The organism is Ferruginibacter sp. (genome assembly GCF_049840995.1).
GTDB lineage: Bacteria > Bacteroidota > Bacteroidia > Chitinophagales > Chitinophagaceae > Ferruginibacter.
Genome location: NZ_JASGIP010000003.1, coordinates 399,729 through 426,543, shown reverse-complemented (window position 1 = coordinate 426,543; position 26,815 = coordinate 399,729). Strand labels below are relative to the sequence as shown.

Here is a 26,815-nt window from a genome sequence, read left to right as displayed (position 1 = left end):
TCATAACTCATTCTAAAAATGCCAGAAGATTCCATCGCCCATATCAATTTTGATGCGCTGAACGAAAGAGCCATTTCTCAACCGCTCGTAAAACATATTTACACAGCCGATCCTTCGGCCCATGTATTTGAAGGAAAGATCTATATCTATCCTTCGCATGATATTGATGCAGGAGATGCCTTTGACGACCTGGGCAGTCATTTTGCAATGGAGGACTATCATGTACTGAGCATGAACAGCCCGGCAGATACTGAAGCCACCGATAATGGCATTGCCCTGCATGTAAACGATGTGCCCTGGGCCGAAAAGCAAATGTGGGCACCCGATGCAGCAGAAAAGAACGGGCAGTATTATTTATACTTTCCTGCAAAGGGATATGATGGCATATTTCGTATAGGTGTAGCAGTTAGTAAGTCGCCGGCAGGGCCATTTATTCCGCAACCGGAAGCGATGAAAGATAGTTTTTCTATCGATCCGGCAGTATTTAAAGATGAGGATGGGAGTTGTTATATGTATTTCGGAGGTATCTGGGGCGGCCAGTTACAGCGTTGGAAAAACGGAGTGTTTAATGCAGATGAACCACAAAGCCCCTTTGCACATTTACCATTGGATAGTGAACCGGCCTTATGTCCCAAGGTTGCAAAACTTACAGGAGACATGCTGGAATTTGCAGAAACGCCCACGGATATTATTATTACAGATGAAAACGGGCAGCCGCTTTTGCAGGGCGACAATGACAGGCGTTTTTTTGAAGCCTCCTGGATGCATAAGTACAATGGAAAATATTATTTTTCTTACAGCACCGGGGATACACATTATTTATGCTATGCAATAGGTGATAACCCTTACGGACCTTTCACTTATGGAGGAAGGATACTGGAACCGGTAGTAGGATGGACCTCCCATCATTCCATCTGCGCATTCAATGGCAAATGGTATTTGTTTTACCACGACAGCAGCCTGAGCAAAGGCGTTACACACCTGCGCAGCGTAAAAGTAACAGAACTGGTACATGATGATAACGGGGCTATTCAAACAATAACTCCATACCGGCAATAGGAATAACAAGGATTATTTTTTGCAGTATCTTTTTTCCTTGGTCCTTTTATTAACCTGCTGTTATTTTAGTTAGGATAATTTTATTTAGTCTGCTACTATAACCGCACCGGGATCATTTTTTAACGCAGGCTTTCCTTCCGGCAGCAGGTATAACATAAGGCTTACCAAAGCAACACAAACCAGTATCGCAATAATACCGGCAGTATAGGCTACCTGCCAGCCCTGGCGGGAAAAGTAAAAGAAAATACCACCAATGATACTTACACCCAATGCCGAAGCTGTTTGCTGAAAAGTGGAATACACGCCGGCAGCGCCACCTGCATATTGTATCGGAACGCTTTTAAGAGCAATGTTCAGCAATGATGGTAATACGGCGCCATTGCCTAATCCCCATGCACTCATTAAAGCTATGATAACCCAGCTGTTGGCACCGGGCAATAAAAATTTTATCTGGAGCAGAAAAGCAATGAACATGAATAATGCGCCCACCTGCAATACACGCTTACCGAAACGCAACATTAACCTGGAGGCCCATACAGATGATACAACAAATAATATTCCGGGAAGAATAAAATATAATCCGCAATCGAGGGCAGATACACCCAATCCATTTTGCAGGTACACGGCACTCAATAATAAGTAAGCAGTATGCAGCATGAAATGAAACAACACTGCTAAAAGGCCGATATTGAAATCTTTAAAGCTGAATAAACGTACATCAACCAAAGGGTTTTTATTCCTGGCCAGTTTTTGTTTTTGATCAGCCAGGAAATAAGTAAATATTACGAATGATACCACCAGCAATAAAATGCTCCACAAAGGCCATCCTTTTTCCCGTCCCTCTATCAGCGGCAGTATCAGGCAAACCAATGCTGCAGTAAGGATAACAATACCGGAATAGTCGAATTTGTTGCTTTGATTAGTTGCGGTTTCATTTACATATTTATAGGTGGCCCAAAGGGTGACGGCGCCGATCGGTACATTGATAAAAAAGATCAGCCTCCAGCCCTCAATAGCAAAATGCGAAGCTGAAAGATAACCTCCCAGCACCTGCCCGATAGTGGCAGCAGAACCGAGCGTGATACCAAACAGGCTGATGGCTTTTGCACGTTCTTTAGGTTCGGGAAATAATACCTGGATAAAGGCGATGGTTTGCGGTACCATAAACGACGCACTAAAACCCTGGATGAACCGGGTGATATTCAGTTGCAGCGGGGTTGTAGATAAACCGCAAAGTGCTGAGGCAACCGTAAAGGCAAACATGCCCCAGAAGAAAACTTTTTTCCGGCCATACTGGTCACCGGCGCGGCCACCGGTAATTAAAAAGGCCGCATAGCCCAACAGGTATGCAGCTATCACCAGTTGTATCTCCGCATCATTTGCATGCACCCCTTTCTTAATGGAAGGTATGGCTATGTTAACGATAAATACATCAATAACAGATAGTAACGGTGCCGATAACACGATGATCAGCTCCAGCCATTTATTTTTTGTAGGTTTCATTATAATAGTTTTTGAATTATTTTTTTTGCAGCCTGCAGATCGTCCGCTTCCTTAAATACAGATGCTGCAACAACTCCTCCTTCCACCATCAGGAAAATAGTTTCGGTCAATTCTTTATCAGTGAGTATTTTTTTGTGGCCGGACTGTGCTACCAGTTTTGCGATAAAATTTTTAAGGCGCTGTTTGGCCAATTGTATCTCGGCCAGTATTTTCGGGTCAGTCGTGCCGGCTTCGTCATTCGCTTTTACAAACGGGCAACCACCAAACTCCCTGATCTGCTGCCGGTTGATATTGTGATCAAAGATGGCGAGTAACTTTTTTTGCGGATCGGTTACTTTCTCCACTGCCTCTTCTAGTCGCTGGTACCAACCCAGGTGAAAACGTTGCAGGTAAGCCACCATCAGGTCTGTCTTGGATTCAAAATGTTTGTACAGGGAAGCTTTGGCAATATCTGCCTCTTCTATCACCTGGTTGATACCCGTATTGGAATAGCCTTGTGTATAAAAGAGCTTTTCCGCTGTATCGAGTATTTTATCGACTACAATTTGTCCTCTTTGCTTTTTCATAGAACAAAACTAGGGTAAATTATTTAAATAGACAAGTCTGTCTATTTAAATAATTCTTAAAAAACTGTAAATGAGCTTGAAGAGGCTTGTAACCCTTTACAAAACAGTGCGAAAAACGCCAACGAGGATAAATAAAAAAGGGAACATTGTACAACGTTCCCTTTTTTATTCGATTAAAATATTGTGCGCCCTGCATCCCGGCAGGAGCTTCTGATACATCGCCTGATCACTTTACAGGTTATCTTTTGCTATCACACTCCAGTCATCAGCACCATGCCCCTTTGCGATCCAGCTATCCATATCAGCAGCAATAGCCGGTATAAGGTTGAGTTTTACCCCTTCTTCATTTGCGATGTGCATCATTAGGCCGGCATCTTTGCGGGCCATATTCAATTCCCACGAAGGTTTACTGAAATCACCTTTCGCTATCCTGCTGAACCTTGCCGGCATACCAGCGCCGGGGTTCCACGACTCAAACAGTGCAGAGATATCTGCAGGTGCAATGTTCAAAGCTTTAGCTAATGCAAGCGTATCCGACAATCCTGCAGTAAGTGTTAACAAAAAAAGATTACCGATCAGTTTTATGCTGGATGCTTTGCCCACTTCGGCGCCCAGGTTCAACAGTTTACCTGTCATTGCTGATAATTGCGGCGTCAGGCTGTTGATCAGGTCCTGGTCGCCGGATACCAGCATATTGCCGCTGCTTTCCAGCGCATTGGCCGGGCCCATGAATACAGGCGCATGCAGGTAAGTAAATCCTTTGGCTTTCCATTCAGCTGTTCTTTCAACAGCGCCTTTTACGGATGTGGTGGTATGATCAATAATTATTACACCGGGTTTAAAACCTGTGCTGGCTGCTTTTAGTATTTCATTTACACTGTCATCATCTTTAAGGGTAAGATGAATGATAGCAGCGCCTTTTACTGCATCCACAATATCATCAAATGCTTTGGCGCCATCTTTTTCGAGTGCCTTCGCTTTTGAAGCTGTCCTGTTCCATACCTGTACGGCATCTCCTTTACGGAGCATCGCTTTAACAAAATTGGAGCCTAAAAGACCCATTCCCAGAAATGCTTTCATAAAACTGTTTTATTTATTGGTAAAGTTAACAACTTGATAAATTGTTTGTTTAAAGAAATAAATGTTGGAATGCTGCAGCTATAGATGATATAATTAAGTTAAAAGAATGGTCACTTTTCATTTTATAAGAAATATAACAACGATAATTTCAGCCACCAAAAATAAGCAGCGTCCTTTGTACAATTAACATCATTTTTATAGTCTACTATTTTGGTAGACAATTAAAATACCATTATTTTCGCAGGTAAGAAACAGATTTTAAAAAAGGCATTCAATAAACCAAAACAGATGATCAGTACAATTTCACCGGTAAGCAGGTTTTCGAACAGGGCTGAAAACTATGCGAAGTACCGCCCGGGTTATCCCGCAGCATTATTTGATTTTATAGAACATAATATACGTCTTAATCCTGCTGCAACTATTGCAGATATTGGATCCGGCACAGGCTTGTTTGCAGAGCCTTTGCTGAACAGGGGTTATAAAGTAGTGTGCATTGAACCCAACGAAGCCATGCGCAAAGCCGGGGAAGAGCGGTTGAAAAAATATCCATTATTTCAAACCATCCGGTCAACTGCAGAAGATACCGGATTGCCGGAAGAAAGTGCGGACCTGATCACAGTGGCACAAACTTTTCACTGGCTGGATACGGTGGCAGCGAAAATAGAATGCAAGCGCATTATAAAACCACGTGGACAGGTGGTGTTGGCCTGGAACCGTCAACGGAATCAAACAGAATTTGAAAAAAAGTATACAGCGCTACGCGACAAGTACCGTATCGGGGAGAAGGGACCGGTGCAGATAGAACCGGAATTGATCGCTGATTTTTTTGAGACGGAAATTCCGGAAACGAAAATATTCAGCAATACACAATTGCTCGATTTTGAAGCGCTGAAGGGACAACTGTTATCAAAGTCGTACATACCATTGCCGGGCCACGAATCATACGATGCTATGATAACAGAACTGATACAATTGTTCGTTGCTAAAAACGAGAACGGGTTGGTAAGAATTGATTATGAGACCGTGGTTTATTGGGGGCATATGGCAGTATAAAAAATTAAATTATATTTTATGAAAGCAGCTGTAATGATCTCGCTCTTTTTTGGTTTTTCTTTTACCGGTACAAAAAAACAATTGCCTGCAGTGGAGTTGCAGGGTGTGATACAGGATGCTGCAACAGGGCTTCCGGTAAGCAATGTATATATCTACTCGGTAAAAGGAGAAGAAGAAGCGGTGACGGATAAGAAAGGCGCCTTCAAAATTATTTCCTGGCAGTCGCTACCTGTTTCGCTAACGCTTTCGCATAAAGAATATGAAGAAAAAAAGTTGCAGGTGAGTGATGCTGCTAAAACAATTTTGGTGAAGCTTAAAAAAAGATAGATCTATTGCGTTTTCTTCGAAGAGCAACGTTCGATCAAAGTGGTTTTTAATACAGTGGAATTGGGCACCACAAATTTGGGATCATTTATTTTATTGAGCAGGAGATGCACACAGGTCTCCGCCATTTTTTCCAGCGGTTGTTCCAGCGTAGTCAAAGAGGGCTCGATAATTTCCGAACGGGAATCATTGCTGAAGCCAACAATGCCCAACTCGGGCCCAACTTTTATACCTTTTGCTTTTGCTTCAATGATCAGTTGAATGGCCGCAGGATCGTTAATAGCAAACACGGCATCCATTTCCAAAGGATTTTCCAGTAAAGCCTTCACACATTTTTTTGCACCATCGGTAGTAAGATCGTGGTAAAAGATCCAGTTATGATTTAACTCCAGCCCGTATTTTTCCAATGCATCGCTATAACCATTAAAACGATCCTTGCTGATCTGTAAATTCTTAGGCCCGCCGATATGCCCGATCTTGCTGTAACCGTTTTTGATCAAATGTTCCACGCCCGCAAAAGCGCCCTGGTAATCGTCGGCCATTACTTTCGGCAGGCCGGTACGGTTCTTTACCCTGTTGAATAATATCACCGGTATGCCTGCATCCTGGAAAGGTTGTAAATGTTCCAGCGACTTTGTTTCACCGCTCAGCGATAAAATAATGCCATCCACCTGGTAAGCAAATAATCTTTTCAGTACATCCATTTCATTACTGAAACTTTCGTTGGAGTGGCAGATGATCACTTCATATCCCGCAAGCGATGCCGCTTTTTGCGCAATGATAATGAACTGCGAAAAAAAATTGGTGATCAGTTCCGGCACCACGATACCGATGGAATAACTTTTTCTTCTTACTAAACTGGAAGCGAAATAATTGGGTACATAATTGAGCTTACGTGCAATTTTTAAAACCGCATCCCTTGTTTCCTGGTTGATATCATTGCTGTTTCTTAGTGCACGGGAAACGGTTGACTTGGATATTTTTAATTGCTTGGCAATATCCAGTATAGTGGCATGATGGCTGGCGGCAGTAGCGGCCACAGCAGGAGAAGATGATTGCAGCGTAAAATAATAATCGCAGTGCCGGCAATAATAACGCTGCTTTTCCCTTACCTGCCCGGCTTTGGCAATACCACTTACCTCGTTGCATTTAACGCATTTTATCATCGCAAAAGTTTAGAGAACAGGTTTAAATTTATTGGAAATTAAACAAAATTGAGAACACCCTGCTATGCCATCCGTATTTTTAACGCAACACTTAACAAAAATGCCCTCACAGTAATAAATGACTTTATACGTAACGGGAACGCTGCATATCGGGAACGATACCGAAATCGTTCCCGATACATATTGTAGCAGCCGTCCGTTTTCCAAATACTTAACAATCTTAATTTAGCATGGCTTGCATGAAATTGTTCAACGCAAAAAATTTACTTATCTAACGATTGACTGTTTATGAAAAAAAGAAAATCACATCTGCTAAAAAAAATCCGCTTCTTCCTGGCTTTTTTTGTTTTCCTGTGCTGCACAGCAGCGGCAACAGCGCAAACTAAGACCATTAAAGGCGTTATCATCAACGACAAAGGACAGCCGGTTGCCGGTGCCACCATTCGGGAGAAGGGTACACAGCAAACCACCATTTCTGCCGCTGATGGTAGCTATACGCTTACAGTAAAGAACGGTGCGGTCATCATTATCAGCTATACCGGTTTTGCCGAAAGGGAGATCAGTACTCAGGGCGATGATTATAAAAGCGTGGAGCTGAAAAACCTGAACACCAAACTGGATGAAGTGGTGGTGGTGGGTTATGGCTCCCGGAAAAAATCGGAGGTTACCGGTGCCATCACATCCGTAAAAGCATCCGAACTGTTGCAATCGCCGGTGGTGAATGTGGCGCAGGGCCTGCAGGGCAGGGTGCCCGGTTTGCAGATCACACAAAATAATGCTGCGCCTGGTGGTAGTATTAGTGTACGCCTAAGGGGTACCAACTCTATCAACGGATCGTCGGAACCTTTATATATCATAGATGGTGTTCAGATACAGAATAGTACGGCTGCGGGTGTTTCCGGTCCGGCTACGCTGGGTAATATCAGCGGTGTGGGCAGTTTTTCCAACCAGGTAAGTTCCTTATCTTTTTTAAATCCTAATGATATTGAATCGGTGGAAGTGTTGAAAGATGCATCTGCAGCAGCCATCTACGGATCGCAGGCTGCCAATGGTGTGATCATCATTACCACCAAAAAAGGAAAAGCGGGTACGTCTAATGTAAGCTACGACGGTTATTTTGGTACACAGGAAGTATCCCGTAAAATTCCTATGCTGAATGCCAACCAGTTTGCAAAAATTGAAAATGAGATATATGGTGTGAACAGGTATAACAACCCCGATTCATTCGGTGTGGGTACCAACTGGCAGGATGTGCTTTTCCGCAAAGCGCCCATGCAGAGCCATCAGATAACATTTTCCGGAGGCAATGCCAAAACACAAGCATTGGTTTCGCTGAATTATTTTGGGCAGGAAGGTATCGTGCTGAAATCTAAATTCGATCGTTACTCCGTAAGGATGAACCTGGAGCATACGGTGAATAACTGGCTGAAGATCGGAACTAATACTACGTTTACCCGTTCTATCAATAACAGGGTGCAGACAGGATCGGTGAATAATGATGGCGGCGGTCTTACACAATCATTGATCGGCGCTATATTGAGTGCGCCACCTACACTCAATCCTTACAATGCAGATGGTACCATTGCCCAATGGAAAGATCAACCTTATGGATCTTATTATACGGAATTAAGAAATCCATTGCTGGGCACTTTGGCAACAGATATCACTACCACCAATACCGTGTTAAGCAATATCTATATCGATCTTGCGCTTGCAAAAGGTTTAAAGTACCGGTTGAACCTAAGTGCCAACACCAATAATTCATTGAACGATTATTATTTCCCCTCCACCGCATTTACGCCGGGCGAAATAACACTGGCCGGTGGCCTGGGTGGTTATGGTATGAAGCTGAATAATAATTTTATGAGGCTGATGCAGGAACACATTCTTACTTATGATAAGTCGATCGGCGACCACGCATTAAGATTTACAGGTGTGTTCAGCACTTTGGAAAATAACAGCAATTACAACTACGCTATTGGTTATGGTTTTGTAAATGATGCCACTACCAATGAAGCATTGCAGCTGGCAAAGAATTTTTCTGTTAACTCCGGCAGAACAAAAGATGATCTTGTTTCTTACTTAGGAAGGATCAACTACAGTTACAAGGGCAAATATTATCTCGATCTTACCGGCCGTGTGGATGGTAGCAGTAAGTTCGGTAAAAATAATAAATATGGTTTCTTCCCTGCGGCATCTGCAGCATGGAATGTAAAAAGGGAAGATTTTATGTCCGGTATCAACGCGGTTAGCAATTTAAAGCTGAGAGCAAGTGTAGGTAAAACGGGTAACCAGGCAGCGGTTGATCCTTACCAGTCATTAGCAATTGTTGGTGCAGGTAACGATTATATATTCAATAACACCTTAACCAAAGCGATCCTGCCAACCGGCGTTCCTAATCCCGATCTGAAATGGGAAACATCCGTACAAACAGATATCGGTTTGGAAGCAGATTTCTTTAATAACCGTTTGAATTTTGTAGCGGATTATTACCTGAAAAAAACAACTGACCTGATCTATAAAAAGAATCTTCCTTTATCATCCGGCTATGATGCAGTGGTAGGCAATTTTGCATCTATTCAGAATAAAGGTATAGAGTTGTCATTAGGCGGCGATATCATCCGCAATAAAGACTGGAGATGGAATGTAAGCACCAACTTTACCATTAACCGCAATAAGCTGTTAAGGTTGGCTGATGACTCTACAAAAGAAGTAGCGATCAATAACTATAATGTACTGCGTGTAGGCGAACCACTGGGTTTGTTTAAAACTTATGTGTATGACGGATTGTTCCAGACCGGTGACCCGATCATTTCCGGTCAGCCGGTAACCAAGCCACGTCCCGGTGCACAAAGGGTAAAAGATGTGAATGGGGATGGTATCATTTCTGCAGCCGACCAGGTGATCACCGGTAACGCCAATCCAAAATTCATTTATGGGTTCTCTACCACACTTACTTACAAACAATTTGATTTTGCTGCATTCTTCTCCGGCGTATCCGGCAATAAGATATTCAATCTTGCCCGCTGGTCGCTGGAAAACCCTATTGGTGGCAGGAATGTATTGGCAGGTGCAGCCAACCGCTGGACCACGACCAATACCTCCGGTGATTTCCAGGTGGCAGCAGGCAGCCAGGGCGGAAGATTGCCTTTATCAGATCGCTATCTTGAGAACGGATCCTTCCTGCGTTGCAAGAATATTTCCTTAGGGTACACGTTCTCGTTAAAATATGTTTCTAAAACCAGGGTTTATGTAAGTGCCAATAACCTGTTCACCATTACAGATTATACAGGCTTTGATCCGGAAGTGGGATCATTCGGCAGCTCCAACACACAATTTGGTGTAGACAATATTGTGTACCCTGCCTCACGTTCATTCCTTTTTGGTTTACAAATAACTCTTTAAATTTTTTTTATGAAACGATTGACCTATATCACAATAATAATAATGGTTTTCAGCGGGTGTAAAAAAGCATTGGAAGAAACGCCTTATTCCAATATGTACACCCAGAATTTTTATTCCAACGCTGCAGAAGCGGAAGCGGCTATATCAGCTGTATATGGAAATCTCTATGGCATGTACAACAGCGGTGCGCCGTTGTTTGCAGCAGAATGGTCGGCCGACCAGATGTTTCCCCGCAACGTGGTGGGAAGGAACACACTGACCAGTTTTTTGTATGAGCCTTCTTATTCGGCACAGAACGGTTTTGGCCGCAGCAACGAATCACCACAGGAAATATGGAAAAGGGCCTACATCACCATTGAAAGTGCCAACTGGGTAATTGAAAAAGTGCCTAACACACCAATGGATGCGGTAAGGCGTGATAATATTGTGGGCGAAGCATATTTTATGAGGGCGTTCTGCCACTGGATGCTTACCAAGAATTTCGGCAGCATCGTGGTAAAAATAACTGCTACCAATTCTATCGACAATGCAACTGTAGGCAAGTCAACTATCGATGAGGGATATGCGCAGATATTTGCAGACTGCGTAAAAGCAGAACAGCTGTTGCCAGATTATACCGCATCACTGGTAAAAGGCCGGGTGACAAAACAGGCTGCTTATCTTTTACATGCAAAAGCAGCATTGTATAATAGTAAATGGGATGTGGCGCTGGCCAGTGCAAAAGCAGTGATCAGCTCCAATAAGTATGCACTGGTTCCGTCTGTAGCAGATTTGTTCACTGCAGCTAAAAAAGACCTGGCACGCCAGGAAGTGATGTTTGCAGTAGAACTGAATGCAACCACCAACCCGATCCGTCAATCGCAGATACATTATTTCTGTGCACCCAATGGCGTATCCAATTACAATAAAGGTGGCGCAGGAGCAATGTATGTGTACAGTTCATTTTATAATTCGTACAGCAATGCAGATAAAAGAAAAGCTTTACTGGATACCAATTATATCAATGGATCGAATGTAACAGTTACAAGGGTGAACATTGATACAAGGCTGGCCACCAAAGACCTTGTGCTGATGGGTAAATACAAAGATCCCAATGCTGTGGGCGCTTATGGCAACAACAATATTTATATACTACGTTTGGCAGATGCATTCTTAATTGCTGCAGAAGCACAGGCCCGTTTAGGAGCACCGGCAACAGAATCGTACTCTTATATGGATTCTGTAAGGATACGTGCAGGCTTGCCCATACTTACACGAGGTCTTTCTCAAACTGCCTTTATCGATTCTGTATTGCAGGAAAGATCCTGGGAGTTTATTGGCGAAGGCGACCGTTGGTACGATCTTACCCGTACCAATAAATTCCTTACCGTGATACCAACAGCGGTAAATGCTGATTATCCAACAAGGGTAGTAGCGGCAAAAAATAAATATTTCCCTATACCACAGGTAGAGATCAATGCAAATCCATTGCTTACACAAAATGATGACTGGAAGTAATGTTCTGTTTTGAATTTGGTTGGCACATATTAAACATCATTTAAGAACTGAAGCATGATATTGAACGAAGGCGGCAGCTCAAGAGATCTTTTTTCGGAACAGATCGATGCAGACCTGGTGATAGTGGGCGGCGGTGTAAGCGGCGTATGCTGCGCCGTAACAGCTGCAAGAGAAGGGTTGAAGGTGGTATTGGTACAGGACAGGCCGGTGCTGGGCGGCAATGCCTCCAGCGAAGTAAGGTTATGGATACTGGGCGCTACATCGCACATGGGTAATAATAACCGCTGGGCACGGGAAGGTGGTGTGATAGATGAGCTGCTGGTGGAGAATACTTACCGTAATCCCGAAGGCAACCCGGTGATATTCGATTATATTTTACTGGAAAAGATAACAGAAGAAAAAAATATCCGCCTTTTTTTGAACACTGCAGTATACGAAGTAGAAAAAGAAGGAGCAGATACTATTAAAGCGGTAAAGGGGATTTGCAGCCAGAACCAGACGGAGTACACATTTAAAGCGCCTTTGTTTTGTGATGCATCAGGTGATGGTGTTATTGCATTTTTATCCGGCGCTTCCTTCAGGATGGGTGCTGAATCGAGAGAAGAGTTCAACGAAAAATTTGCACCCTCAAAAGAATACGGCGAATTGCTGGGGCACAGCCTTTATTTTTATTCAAAGGATACGGGCAAGCCGGTGCAATATATTCCTCCATCATTTGCATTGAATGATATTAAAACGATACCACGTTATAAAACATTCAACCTGCAGGAACAGGGCTGTAAACTGTGGTGGATAGAATATGGGGGAAGACTGGATACCGTAAAAGAAACAGAGACCATTAAATGGGAATTATGGAAAGTGGTGTACGGCGTATGGGATTATATCAAGAACAGCGGCAATTTTCCGGAAGCGGCTAACTATACATTGGAATGGGTGGGTGCCATACCCGGCAAAAGAGAAAGCCGCAGGTTTTGCGGCGATTATATGCTGGTGCAGCAGGATATTGTGGAACAACGGCAACACATAGACGCAGTTTCATTTGGCGGCTGGTCCATCGATCTGCACCCTGCAGATGGAGTGTTCAGTGAATTGCCCGGCTGTAATCAATGGCACAGCAAAGGGATTTTCCAGATCCCTTACCGCTGCATGTACAGTAAAAATATCAGCAATCTTTTTTTAACCGGCAGGATCATCAGCGCCTCGCATGTTGCCTTTGCATCTACAAGAGTAATGGGCACTTCTGCATACAATGCGCAGGCCGTTGCAATTGCTGCTGCAATAGCAACGGAACAAAAGATATTGCCAAGGCAGGTATCCGCTCACATACAAGCATTACAGCAGCGCTTAGTAAAAGCAGGGCAGTTCATACCCGGTATTAAAAACGAAGATACCGGAGACCTGGTGCAACAGGCAACTGTAACAGCCAGTAGCGAATACAGTTTATCTACCTTACCGGAAAGTGGTAAATTATATCCCTTGCAAACCGGCATAGCACAATTGATACCGGTATCGCCGGGCAAATTGCCATTGATGCGTTTTCATTTAGAAGCAATGGGAAAAACAGAACTGCCTGTGCATTTGGCAGTTTGCAGTCGCAAAGCGAGTTATACGCCCGATCTTATTGTAGAAGAAAAATTATTACAACTGGAACCGGGCCGCAATTGTATAGAACTGGAATGGCAAACTGTATTTACAGAAAACCAATATGCGTTCATTATTTTCCGTAAAAATGAAAGCGTGTCTGCGTACCTGTCAGGCACCAGGCTTACAGGGTTGCTATCGCTCTTCCAGGCAGAGAATAAAGCTGTATCCAATACCGGTGTGCAAACACCACCTGAAGATATTGGCGTGGATGCATTTGAATTCTGGACACCAAGGCGCAGACCGGCGGGAGAGAATATGGCCATTAATTTTTCCCAACCATTATTTACCTACAGGGCGGATAATATAAAGAACGGATACGCACGCCCTTATCTTGCAGCCAATGCATGGGTGGCAGCATTAAATGATGTTGATCCGCAACTGGTCATTAAATGGAATAAAGCAGTAACTGTAAACAATATCCAGTTAACTTTTGATACAGACATGGATCACCCGATGGAATCTGTATTGATGGGGCACCCGGAAAATATCATGCCTTTCTGTACGAGAAATTATAGTATTTATGATGGCGCAGGCAATCTTATAAAAAATATAACAGGGAATCATCAAACAAGAAATAATATTGTACTGGAAGAACCATTGGTTACCGATACCTTAGTGGTAAAATGCGAACATCCTGCTGCCAATATACCCGCAGCAATTTTTGAGATAAGATGTTATTAAAATAAGTATGACAAAACTTGATTTTGGAGTAATGAGCATATTCGCCATTTTAATGGTGATCATTGGCTTGGTGTTTACAGTACAAAGCAGCAAAAGTTCCAAATCATTTTTTGAAGCAGGCGGGCAAACGCCCTGGTGGATCAACAGTCTCTCTCTTTTTATCTCTTATTTTTCTGCAGCTACATTCGTGGTATGGGGTTCTATAGCATACCGTTACGGACTGGTGGCAAATGCCATACAATTCACGATGTGCTTAAGTGGTTTTGTCACCGCCATTTTCATTGCGGGTCGATGGAAAAAAACAGGCGCCGCCACAGCCGCCGAATACCTGGGCAAACGCTTTGGAAAAACTGCCAAACAATATTATAGTTATATGGTGCTGCTGTATAGTTTAGTGAGCACCGCGGCCATATTGTATGCGGTGGGAAAGATCGTGTATGTGGCCACACCATTTTCGCTGGAAGCCTGTATCATTGCTATCGGCGTTACAATTATCATTTATACAACGGGCGGAGGATTATGGGGTGTGCTTGCCACTGATGTGGTGCAGTTTGTGATCCTCTCTGCATCCGTTATCATCATCATTCCATTATCATTGACCGATGTAGGTGGCATGCAGAATTTTTTACAAAAAGCACCCGGTAAATTCTTCGAACCATTCAACCAGGAATACAGTGTAGGTTTTATGCTGGCCTTTTTTGTGTACCAGGTAGTGTATGTGGGCGGCAACTGGAGTTATGTGCAGCGGTATACATCCGTGTCAACAACAAAGAACGCAAAAAAAGTAGCCTATCTTTTTGGAGCATTGTACCTGGTAGCGCCCATTATCTGGATGCTGCCGCCGATGATCTATCGTGTTATCAACCCGGGCTTACAAGGAACAGAAGCTGAAGGCGCTTATATGATGTTGTGCCAAAAGATATTACCTGCTGGCTTGATCGGTTTAGTATTATCAGGCATGATAGCAGCTACAGCAAGTAAAGCAAATACCACCATCAATACAGCTGCCGTAATTTTTGCACAGGATATTTATAAAGATATTTTTTTTAAGAACAGTTCCGAAAAAAGGACCATACTCATAGCAAGGATATTTACAGTGTTGTTTGGCGCCGCTACAGTGTTTTTAGCCATACTGGTGCCGGCGGTAGGAGGTATTGTGAAAGTGGTGCTGAGTACAGCGAACATTGCAGGCGGCAGTTTATTTGCACCGGTCATTTATTCGCTGTTTTCAAAAAGGCAGACTTCGTTTTCGTTGATCTTTATTTCTGTAACATCACTAGCGGTGAGTTTATTCTTTAAAGTACTCAGTCCGAAATTACTGGATATCACCCTTTCCCTCACAATGGAAACGTTGCTGGGCGTGTGTTTTCCGATTTTGCTGTTATTGGTATTTGAATTATATGCGTATGTTACCAAAAAGGAAATACCTTACCTGCAAATCGTTACAGATAACAGCAATGCAGCCCGCAGTGCAGAAGCGATCAAACAAAATATTTTTGGCATAAGGGTAATAGCTCTTAGCACCATATTTGTAGGATTAGGAATTGCGATATTGGGTGCAGTGGCAGAGAACGGGGCAATGGCATGTGCAATAGGGATCATAATTATGGCAATTGCAGGAAGCATTCTTATAAAGCAACGGATGAACGCCACTAAAAATGCGGCAGTAAATACGGTATAAAGCAATTATTAACAGAAAGCATTATGATGAAGCATGTGCGTATAGGAGGAAAATTATTTTGCTATAGATCAATGTGCACATTTCTTTTTATACTGATGTTTTTATGTAACGTACCAGCACAAAAATATTACCGCGGCGATGCACACACCAGTTTTAAATGGCGCTATGGTTACAGCGAATTTCCTTTACCCGATAGTTCGGCCAAAGCACAGGAAGATGCACTGCAAGGAAAATTTGGCTGGTATGATGGTGCATTGTGGACACAGACCTATAAAAATTTTGAGAACAGTACCATACAGGGTGTTCAGTTATTGTTCAGAGGCGGATCACCTTATGCAAGGGAAGTAAAATGTACCAGTGAAATAATCCCTTTAGCTGCATCCGGCACACCGGTATCTTTTTTGATCCCTTTCCAGTACAGCATCGGTTCCGAAGAAAGCATTGCTTTTTCATTGCGTATAAAAGGCAGCGATGAAGAAACGATTGTTTGTAAACTACGCCCTGAACTGGAAACCTCTTTTACAGGCGGTCTGTTCAGAATAAATTTCATTACGCAAAAAATAGTCACGCCACCAGGCACAAAACCATTGGTGACCGTATCAGGTATGATGCATATCCGGGTGTATCCGCAAATGGTATCTTACGGCAATACAATGGAATTTATTTTCAGTTCCGTAACACATCACATGGATGTGGAGTCGTCATTGGTACTCGGTTCTGTTTACAAGGATATGTCTCAAACGGACCCTTATGCAATTATTCCTCAACTTTCTGCTGATACTATTGCAAAAGCATTGAATGAACATGATATAAAGCTGCAGGAATGGAAAATATCAACTGCTGCCATTGCAGAAAAACTGCAGCAGAAAGGAACAATCGAAGTTTTTTGCCAGGGGCCTGTTGAAAAACGGGACAGGGGAGAACTAAGGGTAATGGCTTATTCCGGCAACCCGGTAAAAGATTTCCAGTATGGATCCCCCTCTGCGCAAATGATGGAAATGGCACAAGCGGTAACAACAGCAATGGGTAAACGCTTTTCAGTATTTCGGTACCAGCATCATAACCTGCCCTGGAAAATAACTGATCCAACACAAATGGATCCCGCCGAAGTACCTTATTTAACGCAATGGTTACAACTGGCTGCAGCCAACAGCGATACTGTGATGCTCGACCTGCAGTTATCGCCCATTGTAAAATTATATAAGCAATACAGCCAGGCGGGCCAGTTGCCTTTGCCGGCAGCTGGTATACCCGGTGCAGAATGGGAGCAGGTACGTAAAGGATATCTTACCACGCTTCGCTTTGCAAAAAAGGTTTGTCCTGCATTGCGCATTATTCAAATGCCTTATGAACTGGATAATATGACCAGTACACCTGCATTGGCAGATGCACACTATAATTTTTTTAAATGCCTGTACGAAGCGGTGAACTTATTCAATGCACAGCAACCTAAAAAAGATCAAATAAAAATAGCTGGGTTGGGAAGCAATAATCCTAACAGCCGCTGGGAATTTATCAATGGTTTTTTACAGCGCTACAGCAGCGACGCATCTGCTGCAAAAAGACTGGATTATATCACCTGGCATACTTATTTATTCCCGGGCAATTATCCTTCTATGATAAAAGGAGTGGCGGATAGTTTAAAAAACCTGTTGCAAAAAAATAACCTGAACACCAATTTGCCGGTAATAGTGGATGAAATGGGGTTGGCAGAACCTTCCACCATCGAAGACCTGGGCGATCTGCAGGGCGCCATGAAAAAAGAAGCGGCCATGGCCAATTTTACAGCTGCACTGCAGGAATATTACGAAAATGAAAAAGCAAACTTTTTACCTATCAGTGGTGCAGGATGGCATTTTGTATTGCTAACTTATGGTAAACAACATATTTTATCAACCTATGCAAAAGGTTTATTGCTGCGTAGCAAACTGGGGGATGCAAAAATTCCGGTAACAGCAACACCAACCGATGCACAGGGTTATGGGCTTCATGCGGTTGCCACCAAAGAGAATAAAAAAATAAGTGTACTGGTCTATTGCACTTCCCCCTCTATATTTTACAGCAATGCAAAGCCACTCAACTATTCCGGTATCGAATTGCAGTTAAAAGACCTGCCAGAAAATTTTAAGAATACTCACCTTAAAAATTACACAGTGGTACAGTAGCCCGGAAGATGCGGATATAAAAGCCATATTGTCGAAAGATAAATACCAGACATTGCCATTAACAAGAGGAGCGGATCGATACGAAAAAGATTTTACCACAGAAGAAGTAAAACAATTGAATGCAATCAAAACAACAACAGCAACAATAAAAAGTGATAAAAATATTTTGAGTTTACCGGTAAGTATGGATGCGTACGGAATGCGGCTGATAGAAATTGAACCGGTACCAAAAAAATGAACTGATGCAAATATTATTTTTAAAAAAGAGGAACAGGAGGCTATTAGCAAAAAGAAGGGTGAATAATCTTTATACGCTCATTGCATTGCTATTGGTGTGTGATGGCTGCAAACGCACAACCAGTTATTCAGAATAAATATTTTACAGTACAGCCTGCTGGCAATTTTCAACAATCGCCGGCGCTTATAATAACACATAAGGCAAACAACCTCAAACGCACTATTATACCTAAGTTGCAATTGATATTTACGGAAGAACAACCCGAAATACTTCCTGCATTAATGGATGGACAACAGGGGACAGTGGCATGGAAAACAAAGGGCGGTCAAACACAGAATATTCAGCAACTGGGCAATACTGAATTGATTGCACAGGCTTACCAGGTTAAAAATAACCAGCTTGTCTTTTCATTTAAGGAAAATACGGCTGCCAAAGTATCACTTATCATAAAATTTGTCGGCGATCAACAGATGCCGGTATTTGAACTGGGGTTGGAAGCGTATAAAAAAGGCAATTATGCGATCGGTTTTGATGGCATGCCAATGGTAGATTCTTCTGCACTTGATTTTGTATACCAGCCGCTCACCTGGAGCTGGAAAAGATTTCCCAGCCATTTTGCATTAACGGAAGAAGCCTATGCCAATACCGCTGCGGTATTTACCAATCATGATGGGTACAGCGAAGGGCTGGCGGTATCGTTATCGTCTATTCCATATCGGTATGCACTGGCAGCACAATGGAACCATGCCGGGAAACCTGATAATAAATTCTGGGGCAGTATTTCCGGCTGATGGGCCGAAAGGTAACAGCCTGTTTGGAATGACCATACGTAATACTTTGGGGAAAGCGCAGCCCAGCATATATGCGCCATTGCCCGGTACGGAACGATCCAGGTTAAATAAGGGAGAAAAATTCAGTATCGATCTCGTTTATTTTTTTCATCCCGGCGATTGGCAAAAAGGAACTTCGCAATTGCTTGCTTCTGTTTTTCATTACCGATCCGAAAGAGAAAATGTAAAAGGTTCTTTGAACAATACACTGGATAATATGCTGGGCTTTGCGATGAATGATGTGTACAGTGGCTGGAATGAAACATTGAAAGCATCCAATTACCAGTTTGATGTGCCCGGTGCAGTAAAAAATGTTTCGGCCTTGCATCCCTTAAGTCTTGCATTGCTTACCGGCAACCAGGATATTTTGAAACGCAGGGCAATACCCATGATAGAATATGTAATGAGCCGGGAAAAATTCTTATTCTCGTCCAGCGACAGCGCAGGCCAGGCACAAGGCCCCTCGCATTTGCTGAACGGCCCTTGCGTGGATATTGGTGAATTAGTGGCATTGAATGAATTGACCAATGGATATACCACTGCTTTTTCATTGGAAGCAGATCGCATTTTTGGAAAGAACCGGAAACTGAATATGGATACGGAAACCGGTGGCGGCAGCTGGCAGGATTACCTGGCTAAATATAGATTGTATGGTAATGCTGCCGACCTGCAAAAAGCAATAGACGGGGCAAAAGAATATTTACAGCAGGTATATGATAATTACTCGCACACATTTTTTGACTCACCAGGATTAAGAGACAAGGGTGCCGGCTTTACTACGGATTATGGTTACCGTATGTACGACCTGTTTGAATTATTCCTGGAAACAAAAGACAGTTTGTATTTAAATGCTGCCTCAACAGGAGCTAAACAATTTTTATTGTGGACAAGAAGTAATCCTGCACCGCCTGTAACCAATATTACTGTGAATAAGAACAACGAAGTAAAAGGCATATTCCCCGGCCGCCGCACCAGTGCGCTGGAAGGCTCATCGTTTGTAAAAATGGATGAAGTAGCGGCGATACCACAGCAGGAAGTTCCTGCATGGCAAACATCATTGAACGGATTGATACCGGAAGCACCCAACACGTATATGTTTGGCCCGGTAATGCTGGCACACCATGCAGCATGGTTGCTGCAACTGGCGTATTATACAAAAGATACATTGTTAAGGAATGCTGCTTACAATGCAGTTATTGGCCGCTATGCTAATTTCCCCGGTTATTATTTCACATCGCTGCATACCAATATTTACCAGCAGGCAGATTATCCTATGCACCCGTTTTACGATGTAAAATATAATGCGATTTTTTATAATCATGTATGGCCGCATATTGCTTTGCTGGTGGATTTTTTAGTATCTGACTTTAATTACCGCAGTAATGGAAAAATTCAATTTCCCGGAACTTTTGCTCCCGGTTATGCCTTTTTGAGCAGCCAGGTATATGGAGCAAAGAAAGGAACTGTAATGGGTAATAACAATGTGCAACTCTGGATGCCTTCGCATGCGTTGCAAAGCGATGGCGTTGCGTTCAATTATTTAATGGGCTATACAGAAAAAGATCTTTTTATAGCTTTTGCCAATACAGCCAAGAAAAAAGTTACGGAGCATATCCGCTTAAGTAAAGATGTTATCGAATGGGAGAAGGACAGATTGTATGATGTGGTATTATATGATGATAAAGGAAAGAATTCAAAGGCTGTGATGAAGAATGGCTTGCTGACAATAACGCTTTCACCGGGCAATTATAATTGTATACAGGTAAAAGGGCTGCATCCAAAAGTACAGGTAGCAGTGGATAATGATAAAGCCATAGAACGAAACAGTACAACTAAATTCCTGCGTTATGCAGCCAATGAAGACAGTACAGCAACAGCTACAGCAATGATCATTCAGCCGAATGATACGATGGCGATATTTTATGTTTATTGCAACAAAACAGAAAAAGACTGGAAAGAATGCAGGCTTCGTTATAAAATAAATAACAGCGAAGCATGGACAACCGTTACTGATGCAGCCTATCCGTTTGAGTTTGATTTACCCCTTGCAAAAACAGGCGATACAGTTATGTTTGAGATAACAGCTGTTAAAAAGGATGGCAGCAGCATCAGTTTCCCGGTAAAGCGCATCAACAACTGAAAGAACAATGAAAAGAAAATATAGTAACAGCGTAAAGATTGTAATGGCATGTTTGCTACTGCTGCAGGTTACAGCCTGTTCTGTAGATAAAAAAATGACGGGCAAAAAACACCAGGCATTCACCATACTGGGGCTGGGCGATTCGATTACAGAAGGCGGCCCTGATTTTTTTTCCTATTTATTTCCTTTGGATTCCATATTGAAACAAAATGGGTACCAGGCAAATTTCATTGGTCCCCGTTCCTCTGTTTTGCAGGGAGATACCATACATCATTCCGGTTTCAGCGGTAAAACGGCGGAGTTTTTGGCAAAAACCATCGACAGCATCTATGCTTTATATCCTGCAGATATTGTGCTGCTGCATTCAGGACATAATCATTTTGTGGAAGAGCATCCGGTTAATGGTATCATACAGGCACAGCAAAAAATAATTCATAGTATCAAACAAAAAAATCCACATGCTATAATATTTGTGGCGGCTGTTATCACGAGCGGTAAGCTGCCCAAGTACGAATATATTCCCGCATTGAATGCAGCGATCAGGAATATGGTAGCCGATATGAAAGACCCCTCTATAATTTTTGTAGATCAGCAGCAGCATTGGGACTGGAACATACATACTATTACAGATAAAGTACATCCCAATAAAACGGGCGCACAAATAATTGCGGCAAACTGGTTCAATGCAATTAATAAAGAGATGAATAAAAAATAGTGAACATGAAGGAGCTTAAAAAGAATAAATGGATAATAATATTTTGCCTGCTGGCAATGCCGATAGCTTTACAGGCACAGCAGGATTCACTGCTGGCAGCTAAGGAATTTACACCCAGGGGAGGGTTGCCGAATTTTTTTGCAAAAATAAAAGCAGGCAAGCCTGTTAAGATAGCATTTTTGGGCGGCAGTATCACAAGAGCGGGTAATGGTTACCGTGATCAAATACAAACCTGGTTCAAAGCACAATACCCGGCGGTACAATTTGAGGAAATTATGGCAGCGGTAAGTGGCACCGGCTCCGACTTTGGAGCCTGTCGAGTAAAAAAGCAAGTGATCGATCACCAACCGGACCTTGTATTTGTAGAGTTTGCAGTAAACGACAACCGTGTGCCCATGCTCTTCGTACGGGAAAGAATAGAAGGTATTGTGCGGCAGATATGGAAAGCGGGTAAACACACAGATATTTGTTTCATCTACACTTTTGCAGCTGAAAATCTGCCACTGCTGCAACAACATATTTTTCCAACATCGGTAACAGCAATGGAAACGATTGCGGACCATTATAATATCCCTTCTATACACATGGGGCTTGCTGTAATAGAGGAGATCGATAAAGGAAAATTGCTGATGTCGGGAAAAAGAGAGGAACAAACAAGCGTACCACTGTTTTCAATTGATGGCGTACACCCGTTACCGGAAACCGGGCATAAGATATACACACAGGTATTAAGTAAATACCTGTTGATGATGCAGGATAATATAGCTGCAGTAAAACATGTACTTCCCGAAGCAGTTGAAAAGAACAACTGGAGCAACGCAGGGATGATCAGTTTTAATAAACGCAGTGCCCGTTTTACAGGCGCATGGAACCAGGTAGATTCTATAACGAAAGGTAAAGAATATTACCCCTTGCAACCGCAGGTATATGCAACAGCAGCAGCAGATGCAAGTCTTACAGTGAAATTCAAAGGCACCCGTTTTGGCCTTGCAGATATAATGGGGCCGGGTACTGCTGCTATTGAGATCACTATCGATGATCAGCAACCAAGAGTGATCAACCGCTTTGATGCATTCAGCACTTATTACCGGCTCAATTATTTTATTATTTCCAATCTTAAAAAAGGTAAACACAAAGCCACCATCCGGTTAGCGCCGGGAAAAATTGACAAGGAAGCCATACTTAAAACACGCAATACAGTAGTGAAAGACTGGGCGCCTTATCAAACAAACACAATGTATGTAGGGGCTGTTTTATATTAAAAACAATTTTATGAAGCATAGAATTATTGTAAAGTACAAAATCTTATTAGTTGCACTGGCCATAAGTCTCGTAGCTACAACCAATGCACAGCAAACTTATACTGCGGACTGGAACTCGCTGGATGCAAGGCCGGTACCGCAATGGTTTACCGATGCCAAGCTGGGCATCTTTATTCACTGGGGCGTGTACTCGGTACCGTCATGGGCACCTGTTGGAAAAGACTATGCTACTTATTCCAAATATTCGGAATGGTACTGGAACCGGATGGTAACAGACAGTTCCAAAGTAGGCAACGCATTCAGGGACTTTCATAATAAAAGTTATGGCCCCAATTTTAAATACCAGGATTTTGCACCGGAATTCAAAGCAGAATTATTCAATCCCGATCAGTGGGCCGAAGTTTTTAAAAATGCGGGTGCACAATATGTAGTGCTCACATCAAAACATCACGATGGATTTGCATTATGGCCCAGCGCCCAGTCGTGGAACTGGAATGCGGTGGATGTGGGTCCTCACCGTGACCTTGCAGGGGACCTTACCAAAGCAGTAAAGGCAAAAGGTTTGCACATGGGTTTTTATTATTCGTTGTACGAGTGGTTCAATCCATTATATAAAAGCAACGTAGATAAATATGTTGCCGAACACATGATACCACAATTGAAAGACCTGGTGAACCGCTACCAGCCAGATATCATCTGGCCCGATGGGGAATGGGAGTACCCAAGCGATACCTGGAAGAGTAAAGAATTTTTATCGTGGTTGTACAACGAGAGCTCTGTAAAGAATACTGTAGTGGTAAACGACCGCTGGGGAAAAGAAACGAGGAGTAAACATGGTGGCTACTACACAACGGAATATGATATTGTACACAACGAAAATGCAGCCAATAAAAAATTTGAACATCCCTGGGAAGAATGCCGTGGCATTGGCGGGTCATTCGGTTACAACAGGAATGAGAACCTGGCTGATTATGAAACATCGGATGCGCTGGTAAAAATGCTGGTACAGAAAGTATCGAGAGGAGGAAACCTGTTACTGGATATAGGTCCTGCCGCAGATGGTACTATTCCTGTAATAATGCAGCAGCGCCTTGCCGACCTGGGCGCCTGGTTAAAAATTAATGGTGAAGCGATCTACGGAACAAATGCAGGAGACCAGGCATTGGGCAAAGATATTTTTAGTACCAAAAATAACGGTAACGTATACCTGATAATTACTGCGCCGCAAAATACACCGATTATACTCGATGTGCCCAATAAACCATCCAAAGTAACCTTAATAGGGGCAGATAAAATAATAAAGCAATCTTACAAAAATGGCAAATTAACCATACAACCGATTGATTCTCTATCCCAACCTGCCTTCCGGTGGTTATGCATGGGTGGTTAAGATCCACATGGTCTGACGCCCTCGTCTGACCATGTGGATCCCCGGTCGGTGTGAACACCGACCGGAACCTCCTACATGTTCGCCTCGCTCAGCCAATGAAATTGCTTTAAACTAATAATAGGGGATAACTATCAAATTTATATTATGGGTAAATTCAAAAAAGCCGCGGGCAAATATTAGTAGCCGAATAGGATGACAGTACCTGATCTGAAGTTGGCGGCACAGGCTGACTAAATAAAAATTATCTTCTATTGAGCCTTGACAATACTATAGTTCGGCTGCTAAATCGCTAAAGATGTAAATGTTATAATCAATTTCCTGTATACAAAAGGTATAGCACCTGGTATTTTAAAATTAAAAATATTCCTGATTTGGTATAAGTAAATTTTGCAACCATCCAGCAAAATAAAATTCACATACGTAAAAAGCGAAAAAAAATCAGGTAAATACCGAATGAGGAATGTCAATTTATAAATCTACTTTGCTTTAAGAAGGCTTTGGATAGCTGGTTTGTTGTAGTATATAGAAATTTTATGCTCGGTGTAAATTTACTTCTTTAGACGATATAGATGATTTCCCCGAGGTAAATTAAAAGATGTACTTTGATGAATTGGGTTTTACGATAGCCTTTTAAATAGTCCGGTCTATTATCGTTGTTTCGTACATCTCCTTTAACGATAATTATTTCTGTTCAAGCTCAAAAATTATTTTTCGTTGTGTAATTGAAGGTACACCTTCTTGAATTATACAATGTAGGTTTTTATTTGTAAGTAAATAAGTCTTTAAAATGAATAGAAAAACAACAACATCGTTAGAATTGTGGCAGGTTACCGGTAACTGGTTAACACAGATGGGGAATCGTCCTGATTTTAACTTTTGCAGGGAAGAAATTACTACTCATCCAGATTATCCTGCAATAACTGCAGTCACAGATTTTTTGGACTCTGGTGGAATGGAATATAATACTGTTCAGGCCGACGCATCTTTTATTAATGAATTCAAATATCCATTGCTGGCACATATACGCCAACCGGCACAGGAATTCATGCACATTATAAAAGAAAGTTCTGAATGGGATAAACAAAAAGAAATTACTCAGCACTGGTCGGGTATTGTAATCTATCCGGGTATGAATTGCCGGTGGCAGAATGTACAAAATGATACTAGTCGAAACGAGACCTTTAAAAATAAAGCCATCGTTATTATAATGATGGCTGCAGGTATATTGTTACTATTAGCGGCATCAGCAAGGTACTTTAATATTTCAGCCATTTTATTCAACTTTCTTTCTTTAACAGGCTTGGTTATTAGTACGGCCTTGTTGGGTGCAGAATGGGGGTATCAAAGTAACATTGTAAAACAGGTTTGTGGCACTGTAAGTGCCGGAGGTTGCGAAAAAGTTTTAAAAAGTAGGTATGCAAATGGTGTTTTGGGAATTACTCCTGCCGGAGCTGCTGTTGCTTACTTTGGTGCACAGTTTGTTTTATGTCTGTTGTCAATTTTTTTACCGCTATTATCACCGGGGATGTTCTTGTTGACCTGTTTAGGTGTGCCTGTTGCAGTATGGAGTATTTATACTCAGTGGATTAAATTAAAGCAGTGGTGTGCTCTTTGTATAGGGATATGCATTACTTTAACCATGCAGGCAATACTGCTATTGTTTTTTTCGAAGGGTACAGTACTTAATAATGATACAATACTATCTACGGCAATATTCCTGGGTCTGGCTGCTTTTTTCCATTTAGCAATAGCGCCATTTAAAAAACTTATACAGGCTAACAGGAGTAATAAACAAAAACTGGCAGAGCTGAAAAAATGGAAAACAGATACAGACTTATTTATTACACAGTGGCAGCAAGGAGTACAGGTGGATACTGCAATTTGGAAGAACGATATTGTTTTAGGGAAAAGCGAAGCTACATTATTAATAACTGTTGCTTGTAACCCTTATTGTAACCCCTGTGCCAAAGCACATGAGAAACTGGATGCTTTACTTAACAGGTTTCCTGGTAAAGTAAAAATACAAATGAGGCTGATGTGTAAAAGCAATAATGAAAATGACAAACGAACCATTGCTGTAAAAGCAATCTTAGAAAAAGCGCAGGAAATAACTGATAATAAGGAACTGCAGCAAATGCTTACCGATTGGTTTGGATGGACTGACTTCGAAAAGTGGAATGCTAAGTGGAATGCAAAAGGCAACGTCGATGTTAAAGAAAGTCTTGTAGCTCACGCTAACTGGATCATTAATAATGCGGTACAATTTACCCCCACTTTTTTTATCAATGGACACAAGCTTCCGGGGAGATACAGCCTGGATGATATGGAGGCACTTATTCCAAGACTGTCAGATATTTTAAATGAACAACTAGTAAAATAATTCTGTGATTTATACAGTGCACAGTATAAATAGTTA

General features: G+C 42.2%; 19 protein-coding genes. 15 read left to right on the top strand and 4 right to left on the bottom strand.

Annotated elements, in window-relative coordinates:
• Positions 1-18 precede the first annotated feature (18 nt).
• Positions 19-1,059 carry a glycoside hydrolase family 43 protein gene (locus tag QM738_RS03365; RefSeq protein WP_462275273.1) on the top strand — a complete coding sequence of 347 codons (1,041 nt, stop codon included), beginning with the start codon at positions 19-21 and terminating at the stop codon, positions 1,057-1,059.
• 84 nt (positions 1,060-1,143) lie between these two features.
• On the opposite strand, the gene QM738_RS03360 is transcribed toward QM738_RS03365, so the two are convergent.
• The 3 genes from QM738_RS03360 to QM738_RS03350 form a co-directional block, all read right to left on the bottom strand.
• On the bottom strand, positions 1,144-2,562 hold the full coding sequence (locus tag QM738_RS03360; protein WP_462275272.1) for an MFS transporter: 1,419 nt from the start codon (positions 2,560-2,562) through the stop codon (positions 1,144-1,146).
• The gene (locus QM738_RS03355) at positions 2,562-3,128 is read right to left on the bottom strand and encodes a TetR/AcrR family transcriptional regulator (RefSeq protein WP_462275271.1); all 567 of its coding nucleotides are present in this window, start codon (positions 3,126-3,128) and stop codon (positions 2,562-2,564) included. Before QM738_RS03355 ends, QM738_RS03360 begins: the two co-directional genes overlap by 1 nt.
• A 231-nt stretch (positions 3,129-3,359) precedes the next feature.
• Entirely contained in the window at positions 3,360-4,208 is an 849-nt protein-coding gene (locus tag QM738_RS03350; RefSeq protein ID WP_462275270.1) for an NAD(P)-dependent oxidoreductase, read from the bottom strand.
• Between the two features lie 288 nt (positions 4,209-4,496).
• Between QM738_RS03350 and QM738_RS03345 the strand changes: the two genes are divergently transcribed.
• A complete protein-coding gene (locus QM738_RS03345; RefSeq protein ID WP_462275269.1) occupies positions 4,497-5,261 on the top strand; it encodes a class I SAM-dependent methyltransferase in 765 nt (254 codons plus the stop codon).
• An 18-nt stretch (positions 5,262-5,279) separates the two neighbouring features.
• On the top strand, positions 5,280-5,588 hold the full coding sequence (locus QM738_RS03340; RefSeq protein WP_462275268.1) for a carboxypeptidase-like regulatory domain-containing protein: 309 nt from the start codon (positions 5,280-5,282) through the stop codon (positions 5,586-5,588).
• A 2-nt stretch (positions 5,589-5,590) separates the two neighbouring features.
• Here QM738_RS03340 and QM738_RS03335 read toward each other — a convergent pair whose 3' ends face one another.
• On the bottom strand, positions 5,591-6,751 hold the full coding sequence (locus tag QM738_RS03335; RefSeq protein WP_462275267.1) for a LacI family DNA-binding transcriptional regulator: 1,161 nt from the start codon (positions 6,749-6,751) through the stop codon (positions 5,591-5,593).
• Positions 6,752-7,039: 288 nt separating this feature from the next.
• Between QM738_RS03335 and QM738_RS03330 the strand changes: the two genes are divergently transcribed.
• The 12 genes from QM738_RS03330 (at position 7,040) to QM738_RS03275 (ending at position 26,779) form a co-directional block, all read left to right on the top strand.
• The gene (locus tag QM738_RS03330) at positions 7,040-10,156 is read left to right on the top strand and encodes a SusC/RagA family TonB-linked outer membrane protein (RefSeq protein WP_462275266.1); all 3,117 of its coding nucleotides are present in this window, start codon (positions 7,040-7,042) and stop codon (positions 10,154-10,156) included.
• 9 nt (positions 10,157-10,165) lie between these two features.
• The gene (locus QM738_RS03325) at positions 10,166-11,653 is read left to right on the top strand and encodes a RagB/SusD family nutrient uptake outer membrane protein (RefSeq protein ID WP_462275265.1); all 1,488 of its coding nucleotides are present in this window, start codon (positions 10,166-10,168) and stop codon (positions 11,651-11,653) included.
• 54 nt (positions 11,654-11,707) lie between these two features.
• Positions 11,708-13,978 carry an FAD-dependent oxidoreductase gene (locus QM738_RS03320; RefSeq protein ID WP_462275264.1) on the top strand — a complete coding sequence of 757 codons (2,271 nt, stop codon included), beginning with the start codon at positions 11,708-11,710 and terminating at the stop codon, positions 13,976-13,978.
• 7 nt (positions 13,979-13,985) lie between these two features.
• Positions 13,986-15,659 carry a sodium:solute symporter family transporter gene (locus QM738_RS03315; RefSeq protein WP_462275263.1) on the top strand — a complete coding sequence of 558 codons (1,674 nt, stop codon included), beginning with the start codon at positions 13,986-13,988 and terminating at the stop codon, positions 15,657-15,659.
• Between the two features lie 95 nt (positions 15,660-15,754).
• Positions 15,755-17,824: a hypothetical protein gene (locus QM738_RS03310; protein WP_462275262.1), complete on the top strand. Its 2,070-nt coding sequence runs from the start codon at positions 15,755-15,757 to the stop codon at positions 17,822-17,824.
• A 28-nt stretch (positions 17,825-17,852) separates the two neighbouring features.
• Positions 17,853-18,062 carry a hypothetical protein gene (locus QM738_RS03305; protein WP_462275261.1) on the top strand — a complete coding sequence of 70 codons (210 nt, stop codon included), beginning with the start codon at positions 17,853-17,855 and terminating at the stop codon, positions 18,060-18,062.
• Positions 18,063-18,163: 101 nt separating this feature from the next.
• Positions 18,164-18,853, top strand: coding sequence for a hypothetical protein (locus QM738_RS03300; protein WP_462275260.1), 690 nt, complete (start codon positions 18,164-18,166; stop codon positions 18,851-18,853).
• 28 nt (positions 18,854-18,881) lie between these two features.
• Entirely contained in the window at positions 18,882-21,032 is a 2,151-nt protein-coding gene (locus QM738_RS03295; protein ID WP_462275259.1) for a hypothetical protein, read from the top strand.
• Positions 21,033-21,039: 7 nt separating this feature from the next.
• Entirely contained in the window at positions 21,040-21,747 is a 708-nt protein-coding gene (locus QM738_RS03290) for a GDSL-type esterase/lipase family protein (protein ID WP_462275258.1), read from the top strand.
• A gap of 5 nt (positions 21,748-21,752) precedes the next feature.
• A complete protein-coding gene (locus tag QM738_RS03285; RefSeq protein WP_462275257.1) occupies positions 21,753-23,009 on the top strand; it encodes an SGNH/GDSL hydrolase family protein in 1,257 nt (418 codons plus the stop codon).
• Positions 23,010-23,019: 10 nt separating this feature from the next.
• Positions 23,020-24,399: an alpha-L-fucosidase gene (locus tag QM738_RS03280; protein WP_462275256.1), complete on the top strand. Its 1,380-nt coding sequence runs from the start codon at positions 23,020-23,022 to the stop codon at positions 24,397-24,399.
• 787 nt (positions 24,400-25,186) lie between these two features.
• Positions 25,187-26,779, top strand: a complete 1,593-nt coding sequence (locus QM738_RS03275; protein WP_462275255.1) for a vitamin K epoxide reductase family protein — start codon at positions 25,187-25,189, stop codon at positions 26,777-26,779.
• Positions 26,780-26,815: the final 36 nt, after the last annotated feature.